Consider the following 12,025-nt stretch of genomic DNA (forward strand, 5'->3'; position numbering starts at 1 on the left):
CCACTTCCCGTTAATGGCGCGCCCGAGAGGAGTCGAACCCCTAACCTCTTGATCCGTAGTCAAACGCTCTATCCAATTGAGCTACGGGCGCTTATTTGTAATATTTTTCATCGCCATCTCTTAGCGACTTAATCATCTTATCATAACACATTTTTAATTGCAAGCACTTTTTTATTTTTCTTTGGTGCGGCCGAGAGGACTTGAACCTCCACGGGGTTGCCCCCACTAGGCCCTCAACCTAGCGCGTCTGCCATTCCGCCACGACCGCGTATGCGGGTGAAGGGAGTCGAACCCCCACGCCAAAGGCGCCAGATCCTAAGTCTGGTGCGTCTGCCAATTCCGCCACACCCGCGGAAATAAAAAAGAGTGAGCCATGAAGGACTCGAACCTTCGACCCTCTGATTAAAAGTCAGATGCTCTACCAACTGAGCTAATGGCTCATAAATGGCTGGGCTAGCTGGATTCGAACCAGCGCATGACGGAGTCAAAGTCCGTTGCCTTACCGCTTGGCTATAGCCCATCATTTTTTTTGTAATGCAAAATATTATATCATAGAAACAAATAAAAAACAACTGCTGATAGCAGAAGTTGAAATGGCGGTCCCGACCGGGGTCGAACCGGCGATCTCCTGCGTGACAGGCAGGCATGTTAACCACTACACCACGGGACCATTTGAACTTAATCTACCTATTTCTATGCAAGATATGGTGGAGGATGACGGGATCGAACCGCCGACCCCCTGCTTGTAAGGCAGGTGCTCTCCCAGCTGAGCTAATCCTCCAAAAGTGGTGACCCGTACGGGATTCGAACCCGTGTTACCGCCGTGAAAGGGCGGTGTCTTAACCACTTGACCAACGGGCCAATAAATGGCAGAGAAGAAGGGATTCGAACCCTCGCGCCGCGTTAGCGACCTACTCCCTTAGCAGGGGAGCCCCTTGAGCCTCTTGGGTACTTCTCTGTATAACTCCGCAGGTAGGACTCGAACCTACGACCGATCGGTTAACAGCCGATAGCTCTACCACTGAGCTACTGCGGAATAAAGACAATTTGTATCTTATAAAATTTCACGTTGTAAGTCAAGATGTTTTTTTACATTTTGTTCAAACGTGACATGCTTATAATATACTGGATTGCTTTTTAACTGTCAAGGCGTTTTTCAATTTGTTTTACTTTCCCCTTGCACCTTCCGCACACATATTTTCTTATATTCATTTGACGCCTACGTACATATTGAAACGAACACTCCACACATTCATATACATACGTTCTCTCTCCTTTATTTGATACAGGCATTCTCTTACAAAATCGAGGTGCATCCACTTTTTCTAATAGTTGACGAAAGTCACGATCCCTATGCTGATATCCTTTTCCTTCAATATGCAAATGATAATGGCATAGTTCATGCTTAATGATTCCAATCAATTCTTCTCTCCCGTATAATTTGTAGTAATGATAATTCAGTTCTATATTATGACTTTTTAATACATATCGCCCGCCTGTTGTCCGTAATCGCATATTAAATGTCGCTCTATGTAAAAATGGCATTTCAAAATATCGTAATGATATTTCTTCTACAAGTCTTTGAATTTCTTTGTCATTCACCTGTATTCCTCCCAAATGAAAAATAAATTTACACTTTTCTTGCTTTTGATACATATATTAAATAGTACATATACCCATCCTCATACAAAAGGCAGAACTTCTATAAAGTGAAACTTTAATCAGTAGGTTTCTTCATCTCTACTGATTATAAACTTTCACCAACCGGGCTGTTTGTTACCGGCAGTAGGGCTTCCAACCTATCTTCCTTGCTTCTCTCTGCATCTTGAGGCGAGAGTCTTACTGTCCTAAAATGGCGGGATAAATGATAGAAGTCTCTTCCCTAAACTCTTATAGGGCGTTTCTAACACAACACATCTATATGCCTTTTCACACAAAGAAACTACTTATTTGAGTAGGATAAAACAAGGAGGGATACGCGTGCCCACATGGCTTCGAAAACAAATGCAGCGTGCATATTTTGAAAAAAACCGGTATCAAATTAAGCTTTTAAATGAATGCTGGTTTTATTATAGCAACACAAATCAAAATTCGACTGCACTTCCACGTTCCTAACGAATACTTATTTTTTTATCACGCAAACTACCATAAAGAAAAGAGAGCAATCTTTTCTGCTCTCTTTTCTTTCTTACTCGATAGGCAACATGGATAAAGCTACACGTCCCTTTTTCATATCCACATCATCTACCCATACCTTTACAATTTGTCCAACCGACACAATATCTAATGGATGCTTTACAAATTGCTTACTTAACTTAGAAATATGTACCAATCCATCTTGCTTCACACCAATATCTATAAAAGCACCGAAATCAACAACGTTTCGAACAGTCCCTTCTAATTCCATACCGCGCTTTAAATCTTCTAGTTTCAAAATACCTTTTTTAAGCAACGGTTTCGGTAATTCATCACGTAAGTCGCGTTCAGGGCTAATTAAAGCATCTATAATATCCATTAAAGTAGGTTCACCGATATTGGTTTCTGAAGATAATTTCGAAACGTCTACTCCTTCTAAACGTTTTTGTAGTTCTGGTGTTCCTACATCTTGAATTGTTAACCCTATTTTGTTTAATAGCAATTCAACATTCTTATACTGTTCAGGATGAATACTTGTTCGGTCTAATGGGTTTTCTCCTTCTAGTATCCGTAAGAAACCGATACATTGTTCATATGTTTTCGCACCTAGTCGCGGTATTTTCTTAAGTTCTGCACGATTTGTAAATTTTCCATTCTCTTCGCGTTTTACAACAATATTTTTCGCAACTGTTTTGGATAATCCTGATACATATTGCAATAGTGGCACCGAAGCTGTATTTACATTTACCCCAACTTGGTTAACAGCTGTTTCTACTACAAATGTTAATGATTCGTTCAATCTCTTTTGCGATACATCATGTTGATATTGCCCCACTCCAACTGATTTTGGATCTATCTTTACCAATTCAGCAAGCGGATCTTGTAAACGACGACCAATTGAAACCGCACTTCTCTCCTCAACTTGTAAATCCGGAAATTCTTCACGTGCTAAATCAGAAGCTGAATATACACTAGCTCCCGCCTCATTGACAATCATGTAAAATACATCTTGTTTAACATCTTGCAAGGCATCCACAATAAATTCTTCTGTTTCCCTTGAAGCTGTTCCATTTCCAATTGCAATCATTTGTACTTTATACTGATTTATAATAGAAAGAACTTTCTGTTTTGCATCATCGTACTTTTTCACAGGCGGATGCGGATAAATGACATCAATATGCAGTACCTTTCCTGTATCATCGACTACTGCTAATTTACAGCCTGTTCTATATGCAGGATCTACCGCCAATACGACTTTCCCTTTCATAGGCGGCTGCAATAATAAGTTACGCAAATTCTCAGCAAAAATATGAATCGCTTGCTCTTCTGCTACTTCTGTTAATTCCTTACGAATTTCCCTTTCAATCGACGGCTGAATTAAACGTTTATATCCATCTTCAAGCGCTAATTGTACATACATGGCACTTTTCGAAGATTCATCACAAATCACTTTCTTATGTAAAAAACGAAGCACTTCTTCTACAGGCGGCACAATAGAAACTTTTAATATCTCTTCTTTTTCACCACGATTCATAGCTAGCACACGATGTGGTACAATTTTTTGGATTGCTTCTTCATAACCGTAATACATCTCATATATGTTCTTTTCATCTTTTTCTTCATCTTTCACAGAAGAAGAAATCATTCCCTTTTTAAACGTAACATTTCGAATCCAAGTGCGATAGGAAGCGTCATCTGAAATCATTTCCGCAATAATATCCTGCGCTCCTTGCAATGCGTCCTCTGCCGAGTCCACTTTTTTCTCAGTATTTATAAAGGACTTTGCTTTAAATAGCGGTTCCTCTTTTGAAAATAGCAATAACCATTCTGCTAACGGCTCTAGCCCTTTTTCCTTTGCGATCGTTGCTTTTGTTCTTCTCTTTTCTTTATAAGGACGGTATAAATCCTCTACTTCCTGTAATTTTGTTGCAGCAATAATCTGTTGGTGCAACTCTTCTGTCAATTTACCCTTTTCCTCGATTAGACGAATCACTTCTTCTTTTCGCTCTTCGAGTTGCATGACATACTGCCATCTATCTAAGATTGCACGAATCTGCACTTCATCTAAAGAACCTGTCCATTCTTTTCGGTAACGAGCAATAAATGGAACTGTGTTACCCTCTTCTGTTAATTGAATCACATGACGAATTTGTTTTTCAGTAAAGCCTAATTCTTTTACTAACATTTTCATTAACACTTGACGATTATCTACCATTTCCATATATAATCGAAACCTCCTCTAATAAAAAAAGTTGCCCCTACAAAGAGCAACTTAAACTGCCGATTTAAAAATCTATTAGTCCTAAACTAATTTGTAAAGCCTCATCTACACGAATCATCATCACTTCATCTAAACGTGTGATTTTGTCCGTTAAGCGTTGCTTATCAATTGTTCGAATCTGCTCGAGCAAGATCACAGAATCCCTCTCAAATCCGTACTTCTTCGCATCAATCTCCACATGCGTGGGCAATTTTGCTTTCTGAATCTGTGCAGTAATCGCTGCTACAATCACAGTCGGACTAAAACGATTTCCGATGTCATTTTGAATGACAAGAACCGGACGAACGCCTCCTTGCTCAGAACCAACAACTGGGGAAAGGTCTGCAAAATACACGTCGCCGCGTTTTACAATCAAAATATTACCCCCCGCTTACTAAGCGTTCTACTGTATGAGCTGCTTCATACTCTGCTAAGAAAGCTTCAGATGCAATACCAAGATTAATTTTTCCCATTTCAATGTACCCACGTCGCATTGATTCATGTTGGTAGCGTTTTTTCGTCTTATGTTGACGCAATAACAGTTGTGTTGCCTGGCAAATTAGTTCATGGCGATTCTTATTCTCTTGTTTTCCAATCCCGTCCAATTCCGTCACCACTTGCTTTGGCAACCGAACCACGATTTCAGTAGTTACACTTGATTCGGACACAAAAATACACCTCCACCGTCAACTACACACTCAAATATATATGACACCTATTGTAATAATACCATTGTATGGAGCCTGTTGCAAAGACTTCCTTATTCCTTGCTTATGTTTTCCAATTCACAAACAAAACATTCATTCTCTTTTATTTTTCCTTTTCTAATTTCAACATCATATAATACCTTTATGCCTACGAGCTAATCTTAAATACTTCTTTTATATATCATTCAAATAGTTGATTACTTCTACTACTTTCCCATTTCGAATGAATATACGCGGTACACGAAAACTAGTCGTTGTTATAATCTCGTAATTAATCGTACTTGTGTACTCCGCAACTTCTGCTGCGTGAATATATTCACTCCCTTGTTTGCCAATAAGTGTGACTTTTGTACCAAGAGAAACTTTATAAGGAAGACGCAACATCAATTGGTCCATTGTAACTCTACCTACAATCGGAACTCGTTTTCCATTTACAAGCACTTTAAATCCTTGTAATCTTCTAAGCCAGCCATCCGCATAACCAATCGGTATGGTAGCAATCCACTCCTCCGTCCTCGTCTGATACGTAACACCATAGCTAACCCCATCTCCTTTCATAACTTGCTTAATATGTGCAACAGTTGAATGAAGAGAAAGGGCCGCTTCTAATTGTATTGGTAAAAAAGGGCTTATTTCTATAGATGGTGTTACCCCATACATTGCAATTCCGATCCGAACAGCATTAAATGTAATTCCATGGAATCTCAAAGTAGCTGCACTATTCGCTGCATGAACAAGCCTCGGACTTACTCCAAGTTTTTCCAACCAACTCAGTTGCTCTAAAAATGTATTGTATTGTTTATCAAAGTACGATGTCTCTACTTCGTCCGCTGTTGCAAAATGTGTATAAACTCCTTCAAACTCTAGAAATGGAGCATTTTCTAAACTTCTTAAAAATCCTTCTAATTCCCCGCGCTCACGAATCCCAATTCTCCCCATACCACTATCAAAGTTAAGATGAAATTTCATTGAAACTGGACTATTCCAAAGTTTTATCGCTTCTTCCACCCATTCTTTTTGAAACACAGTTAATGTAACATCATGTTCCGCAGCTACATTTACATCGCGTGGCGCTGAGGGACCTAATACTAAAATAGGTGCTGTAATACCTGCACGCCGAAGGATCAAAGCTTCATCTAAAAACGCAACTGCTAATCTTGTCGCTCCGGCCTCTAATGCTGTTTTGGCTACTGGTACATAGCCATGTCCATATGCATTCCCTTTTACTACAGCAAAAATCTCTACATCATCTCGGATTAATTCTTTAATGCGCGTAACATTGTTATAAATTGCATCCAAGTCTACTTCAACCCACGTATCACGGTAAAACGATAATTCTTCCATAAAAAAACACTTCCTTATATAAGATATACGAAGCTTATTCTTTTATATGCAACTTTTCACGAAATCCATTCCTTGAAGTAAGAAAAAAACGTGGTGTATATATCACCACGTCTAAAAAAGGTCATTTCACCTGCTTTTCTGTAACAGAACGAGCAACCATTAACAACTCTTCTTGTTTTAAACCTTTAGACACAAGCATATATTCCACTCCGTTATGAGACCATGTTAAGGAGTCCTTTGTTAATGCGCCAATTGTAAAGCCTAGGTCAACTAACTCTCCACTTACACGAATTGGCGACGAAGCCTCCGCAGCTTTTGCCTTTTCTTGTATTAAAGTAAAAGATTTCTTCTCTCCAGTGTATGTGAGAATCGCACGCTTGCCACTGTCTGTCTTTAACTCTTTCTCTTCTTTTAAAACAACACCTTGCGGGGTATCGCGCGGATATAAAATAGCAAATGACTTATCTTCTTTCACAGTTGTTTGTACATCCATTTGTGCTCTTGACATATTTTGTTTCATATCAAAAGCACCTTTATCAAATTTTGCATCAAATTTCACCTTTGAGAAGTCGACTTTCACAAGAACATTTTGATCGTTATCCATTAGTTTTACTGAAACAGGTGCTAAATCACTCTTATTCAATTTTATTTCCTGCTGTGGTAACATGTTTTGATGATGATAATTCGTTTTTGTCTTAAATACATAGTATTTATCGGTCTTTTTAAACGAGAGATTCTTCTTATCCTTTAAGATGTCCCTTACAAGCGACTCATATAAATAAGCTTGACTGCTATTTTGTGGCCAATCGCTTTGGAAGCGAAAACTTTTATTAAGAGATGGTGTTAACACAAACACACCTTCATTGTTTCTTAAAATAATTTGACTTTGATCTTTCTTCGCATTTTTCAAATTCACACGGTAATAAGCAGGCTCTTTGTGCCAAACTTCTACTTTGTACTCTTGCGGCTCATTTCCCGTCTTAATAGACAATGTTGCTTCAGCCTGGTAGCTCTTCATCCCTTTCACTTTCGCTTCTAAATCCCGCACAACATCTTCCTGTTTCTTCTCCATACAACCCGCTAGCACAAAAACGGTCAATAAACCGACAATCACTAAAAATAGCTGCCTTTTCATCATTTCAGCCCCTTTGCCCCATAAATAAATGGAAGATATTTCTTCCCTATCGCTACCTCAAATATATGAGACAAAGCTTCAAAATATGCAGACTAGCATGACGGGCTTTCTAAAACAACTTGAGCAACTGCGAATTCTCTACTATGACTAATGGATAGATGGACAATATATTCCGTATTTGTAAAAAGTACTGGTTTCCCTTTTTGATCATTTTTTATTTCAATATCTAAAAAACTCACTTCTTTTCCAATACCCGTTCCAACAGCTTTAGAATACGCCTCTTTTGCTGCAAATCTTCCAGCTACAAATTCTACAAGACGCTTCCCCTTTAACTTAGCAGCAACGTCGCGTTCTGTTTCAGTCAAAATCCTTTCTATAAAGTTCAGTTTTCCATTTATCATCTTTTCAATTCGATTTAACTCAATAATGTCTATCCCAATACCTAGAATCATTCTAACAATCCCCTTCTTCTATTTCTCTCTCTTCATTCATATTGTAAGAATAACAGAGAATCTTTCCGATGCAAAAGGTGGGATTATAAAATGCCAAGGATATTGCCATATATACGAATCAGCTCACAACCCGTCACCTTCTCTTTACTCTTCTTACAAGTGCTTATGATGCTATTGGGACATTTTTTCTTCTCTACTTTAGCCGCCTACAATGAATACATATCTAATGGAGAATGGTGGCGATTTATAACTTCCCTTTTTCTTCACGTCGACTTTCAGCATTTTCTTTCAAATATGATTTGTTTACTTATTCTCGGCCTTTCAATTGAAAAATACTTAGGTAGCATCGCTTTTTCTATTATTTTTTTTACCGCTGGTATTAGCGGTAATATTCTCTCTTACCTCATTATGTCCATTACATATATCCATACTGGGGCATCCGGTAGCATATTTGGTCTACTCGGCGCACAACTTTTCATTTTTTACAGCCACTATCGCGATGCAAACGGAAAGGAACTCATGTTATTTTTTTCAATTCTATTTATCCTTCTCCTCTTTACTTTCTTTCATTCTTCTTCCAATCCCATCAGCCATTTAACCGGTCTCTTAATCGGTGGTATTTTGGCACCTTTTTTACAAAACACGCGTTAATGTAGAACTTATAGAATGGAAGGGCTCTCACTATGCTGCATCTTCTCTTTTTAGTATCATATATGCACAAAAAAAGGATGATTCAAAAATCATCCTTTTTTTATTAAGCTTGTGGCTTACGGCTATGATGCTTTCTTTCACCACGTCCATTTGAAGAGCCAGAGCGACCTTCACCTTTACGACCACGGCTGCGATTACGATCGCGATTACGGCCATCACGTTCACGACTACGGTTGCGGTTACCATCACGATATCCGCCGCTTCGTTTCTTAGAACCACGTGAAATTACAGGCGGTTCTGATGTTAAAGAGATTGGCGTTGTATCCGGCTCTTTTGTCATCATTTTTAAAGCAGCTGCTACAACCGCTACAGAATCATTTTCTTCTAACATTTCTTCTGCAATACGCTTGTAGTATGATAAATTGTCATTTTCAATTGCACTTTGTAGTTTTTCCGCAATTAGACGTTGTTGCCCTTCTAATGCTTCATCCAGCGTTGGTGCTTTCATGCGATCCATTTTACGCTTTGTTGTACGCTCGATATTTTTCAATTGTCCCATTTCACGCGGTGTTACAAATAACATCGCAAGACCCGTTTTACCAGCACGTCCCGTACGGCCAATACGGTGAACGTATGATTCTGGATCTTGTGGAATGTCAAAGTTGTATACGTGCGTTACACCTGAAATATCAAGACCACGTGCTGCTACATCCGTTGCAACAAGAACTTCAATAGAACCTTCTTTGAATTTACGAAGTACGGACATGCGTTTCGCTTGTGTTAAATCACCATGAATCCCTTCCGCTGCATAACCGCGTAAGTTTAGTGCTTCTGATAATTCATCAACACGGCGCTTTGTACGACCGAATACGATTGCAAGTTCTGGAGATTGAATATCTAATAAACGTGTTAATACGTCAAATTTTTTCTTTTCTTGTACTTCTAAATAGAACTGCTGGATATTTGGCATTGTTACTTCTTTTGCTTTTACTTTAATGTGCTGAGGCTCAGTCATGAAACGCTCCGCAATGCGACGAATCGGCTCTGGCATTGTCGCTGAGAATAATAGCGTTTGATGCGTTTCTGGCACATCTGTTAAAATCGCTTCAATATCTTCAATAAAGCCCATGTTTAGCATTTCATCCGCTTCATCAAGAACAACCGTTTCTACATTTTGCAAACGAAGTGTTTTACGATTGATATGATCTAAAATACGTCCTGGCGTACCAACAATAATGTGTGGACGTTTTTTTAGTGCACGAATTTGACGGTTAATATCTTGGCCACCATAGATTGGTAAAATACGAACGCGCTTATGTTGACCAATTTTATAAAGTTCTTCACCTACTTGAATTGCTAATTCACGTGTTGGCGCGATCACAATTCCTTGAACCATTTCTTTATTTGTGTCCACTTTTTCTAATAGTGGTAATCCGAATGCAGCTGTTTTTCCTGTACCTGTTTGCGCTTGCCCAATAATGTCTTTACCTTGCAATGCATGTGGAATTGTTTCAGCTTGAATTGGTGTAGCCTCTTCAAAGCCCATTTTTTCAACAGATTGCAGTAAAGAATCGCTTAATCCTAATTCTCGAAATGTTGTCAATGTTACTTCTCCTTTTCTTATCCTAGTACTTATCATTTAAAAAAAGGCTTTTTCCGTGTTTGCGGAAAAGCCCTTTTCCTGAATGCTCACGTATATAAACGGGCGTATATTCGTCACGAAAATACTTCTAAACGTTATTACACTTTATCAATTATAAGTTTTGTATGTGTAAAAAGCAAACCCCAACTGTTACCTTATTTCATAATATAGGGCTTTTTTCTTCACTTTCTCTTTTCAACTTTCACTGTAAGCGCTTATTATAAGTTTCTGCTATTTTCGTGATGAACATTCCTATTTATATACCCCAATTATTTCAACATTGTAATGATTTCTTCCATTTTCATCCCGCGAGATGCTTTCACCAACACGACATCTTCCATATCTACAATATCTTTTAGATTTTTCACTAATTCTTCCTTATTGTCATACGCCTTCACACGTTCATTTGGGAAATTAATTTTTGCTCCTTCAGCAATTTGAGCTCCTAATCTACCATATGTGAATACATAAGAAATTCGTGCAGGATCAATGAGCTTACCTACCTCATAATGAAATTGTACTTCTTGATCTCCAAGTTCTAACATATCACCCAGAACAACAATCTTTTTAGCAAACCCATCTAAACCATTCATCAAATGAAAAGCAGCTTCCATTGCAGTTGGACTTGCATTGTACGCATCATTAATAATTGTTAATCCGCTATTTGTTTTTACAACTTCCATACGCATTCCTGTCATTTGGAGCGTCACTAGACCTTGTTTCATTTCTTCCCATGTCACCCCAAAGTATTTCGCAATTGCCATCGATGCAAGTGCATTATATACATTATGCTTCCCAAGAACAGGCAAATAGAACAATACATTTTCATCTCGGTTCATTGTAAAATGCGTCCCAGTTGCTTGTAATGTCACAGAAGTTGGATAATAATCATTCGCTCTAGCATCTCCAAATGTAATCGTCTCTACCGCTAAATCCATCTTCGGTACGCGATTTGTTAATAAAGGCTCATCCCCGTTATATACAAATACTCCACCTTCTTGTAATCCGGTAACAATCTCAAGCTTCGCTTCTGCAATTGCATCTCGAGAACCTAAATCCATCAAATGAGCTTCGCCAATGTTTGTAATAATCGCTGCATTCGGACGAGCTAACTTAGATAAAAATTCAATTTCTCCTCTACTAGACATTCCCATTTCTAAAACAGCAATTTCTGTATCCTCTTCCAAATTTAAAATCGTAAGAGGTAGGCCGATATGATTGTTAAAATTACCTTCTGTTTTTTGGACTTTAAATTTAGTTGCAAGAAGACTCGTCACAATATCTTTTGTAGATGTCTTACCATTACTTCCTGTTACCCCAACAACTTTTACATTCAATTGATCACGATAGTTTTTAGCTAACATTTGCAATGCTTCCAATGTATCTTCCACAAAGATAACTGGCATATTCGCAGGTGGGTTTTGTACATCTCTTTTCCAAAGTGTAGCTACAGCACCGCTCTCTATTGCTTTCTCTACAAATGAATGACCATCAAAACGTTCACCTTGAATTGGCACATATACATTCCCTTTTTCCATTTTCCGTGTATCAATTGAAACACCTTGCGCAGTCATATCAAAATATTTCTCTGCTAAGCCTGTTCCATTTACCATTTTCTCGATTTGCTTTAACGTTCTTTTTATCATATGAAACACTCCTTATATAGGGGAAGCACTATTCTTGTGAATAGTGCTTCCC

At 38.4% G+C, this 12,025-nt stretch carries 11 protein-coding genes and 10 tRNA genes; 2 read left to right on the forward strand and 19 right to left on the reverse strand.

Annotated features, from left to right (window positions below):
- Positions 1-14: 14 nt before the first annotated feature.
- The 11 genes from MR056_RS16685 to MR056_RS16735 form a co-directional block, all read right to left on the reverse strand.
- A tRNA-Arg gene (locus tag MR056_RS16685) sits at positions 15-91 on the reverse strand.
- 91 nt (positions 92-182) lie between these two features.
- Positions 183-268 (reverse strand) — tRNA-Leu (locus MR056_RS16690).
- A 3-nt stretch (positions 269-271) separates the two neighbouring features.
- Positions 272-352 (reverse strand) — tRNA-Leu (locus MR056_RS16695).
- Positions 353-367: 15 nt separating this feature from the next.
- A tRNA-Lys gene (locus tag MR056_RS16700) sits at positions 368-440 on the reverse strand.
- 5 nt (positions 441-445) lie between these two features.
- A tRNA-Gln gene (locus MR056_RS16705) sits at positions 446-520 on the reverse strand.
- A 74-nt stretch (positions 521-594) separates the two neighbouring features.
- A tRNA-Asp gene (locus MR056_RS16710) sits at positions 595-670 on the reverse strand.
- Positions 671-705: 35 nt separating this feature from the next.
- A tRNA-Val gene (locus MR056_RS16715) sits at positions 706-781 on the reverse strand.
- Between the two features lie 5 nt (positions 782-786).
- Positions 787-861, reverse strand: a tRNA-Glu gene (locus MR056_RS16720).
- A gap of 6 nt (positions 862-867) precedes the next feature.
- Positions 868-958 (reverse strand) — tRNA-Ser (locus MR056_RS16725).
- 6 nt (positions 959-964) lie between these two features.
- Positions 965-1,036: transfer RNA gene (locus MR056_RS16730), tRNA-Asn, on the reverse strand.
- Between the two features lie 101 nt (positions 1,037-1,137).
- Positions 1,138-1,602: a SprT family protein gene (locus MR056_RS16735; RefSeq protein WP_011983367.1), complete on the reverse strand. Its 465-nt coding sequence runs from the start codon at positions 1,600-1,602 to the stop codon at positions 1,138-1,140.
- Positions 1,603-1,980: 378 nt separating this feature from the next.
- Here MR056_RS16735 and cmpA point away from each other — a divergent pair, with 378 nt between their 5' ends.
- Entirely contained in the window at positions 1,981-2,115 is a 135-nt protein-coding gene (gene cmpA / locus MR056_RS16740) for a cortex morphogenetic protein CmpA (RefSeq protein ID WP_087097560.1), read from the forward strand.
- Positions 2,116-2,188: 73 nt separating this feature from the next.
- Here the strand turns inward: cmpA and MR056_RS16745 are convergent, their stop codons facing one another.
- The 6 genes from MR056_RS16745 to acpS form a co-directional block, all read right to left on the reverse strand.
- Entirely contained in the window at positions 2,189-4,357 is a 2,169-nt protein-coding gene (locus tag MR056_RS16745; RefSeq protein WP_011983366.1) for a Tex family protein, read from the reverse strand.
- Between the two features lie 64 nt (positions 4,358-4,421).
- Positions 4,422-4,772, reverse strand: a complete 351-nt coding sequence (gene ndoA / locus MR056_RS16750; RefSeq protein WP_242136590.1) for a type II toxin-antitoxin system endoribonuclease NdoA — start codon at positions 4,770-4,772, stop codon at positions 4,422-4,424.
- Between the two features lie 4 nt (positions 4,773-4,776).
- The gene (locus MR056_RS16755) at positions 4,777-5,064 is read right to left on the reverse strand and encodes an antitoxin EndoAI (RefSeq protein ID WP_000004571.1); all 288 of its coding nucleotides are present in this window, start codon (positions 5,062-5,064) and stop codon (positions 4,777-4,779) included.
- A 213-nt stretch (positions 5,065-5,277) separates the two neighbouring features.
- Complete coding sequence (gene alr / locus MR056_RS16760) at positions 5,278-6,447, reverse strand: alanine racemase (RefSeq protein WP_011983365.1); 1,170 nt, start codon at positions 6,445-6,447, stop codon at positions 5,278-5,280.
- Between the two features lie 121 nt (positions 6,448-6,568).
- Complete coding sequence (locus MR056_RS16765) at positions 6,569-7,519, reverse strand: LolA family protein (RefSeq protein WP_041810183.1); 951 nt, start codon at positions 7,517-7,519, stop codon at positions 6,569-6,571.
- Positions 7,520-7,674: 155 nt separating this feature from the next.
- A complete protein-coding gene (gene acpS / locus MR056_RS16770; protein WP_011983363.1) occupies positions 7,675-8,034 on the reverse strand; it encodes a holo-ACP synthase in 360 nt (119 codons plus the stop codon).
- Between the two features lie 90 nt (positions 8,035-8,124).
- On the opposite strand from acpS, the gene MR056_RS16775 reads away from it, so the two are divergent.
- The gene (locus tag MR056_RS16775; RefSeq protein ID WP_048721301.1) at positions 8,125-8,685 is read left to right on the forward strand and encodes a rhomboid family intramembrane serine protease; all 561 of its coding nucleotides are present in this window, start codon (positions 8,125-8,127) and stop codon (positions 8,683-8,685) included.
- Positions 8,686-8,788: 103 nt separating this feature from the next.
- Here the strand turns inward: MR056_RS16775 and MR056_RS16780 are convergent, their stop codons facing one another.
- Together MR056_RS16780 and MR056_RS16785 are read right to left on the reverse strand one after the other, a co-directional pair.
- Positions 8,789-10,288 (reverse strand): degradosome RNA helicase CshA, encoded by a 1,500-nt coding sequence (locus MR056_RS16780; protein WP_048721298.1) that lies wholly within the window; start codon positions 10,286-10,288, stop codon positions 8,789-8,791.
- 308 nt (positions 10,289-10,596) lie between these two features.
- On the reverse strand, positions 10,597-11,973 hold the full coding sequence (locus MR056_RS16785; RefSeq protein ID WP_011983360.1) for a UDP-N-acetylmuramoyl-tripeptide--D-alanyl-D-alanine ligase: 1,377 nt from the start codon (positions 11,971-11,973) through the stop codon (positions 10,597-10,599).
- Positions 11,974-12,025: the final 52 nt, after the last annotated feature.

The organism is Bacillus cereus group sp. BfR-BA-01360 (assembly GCF_022663595.1).
Classification (GTDB): Bacteria; Bacillota; Bacilli; order Bacillales; family Bacillaceae_G; genus Bacillus_A; species Bacillus_A cytotoxicus.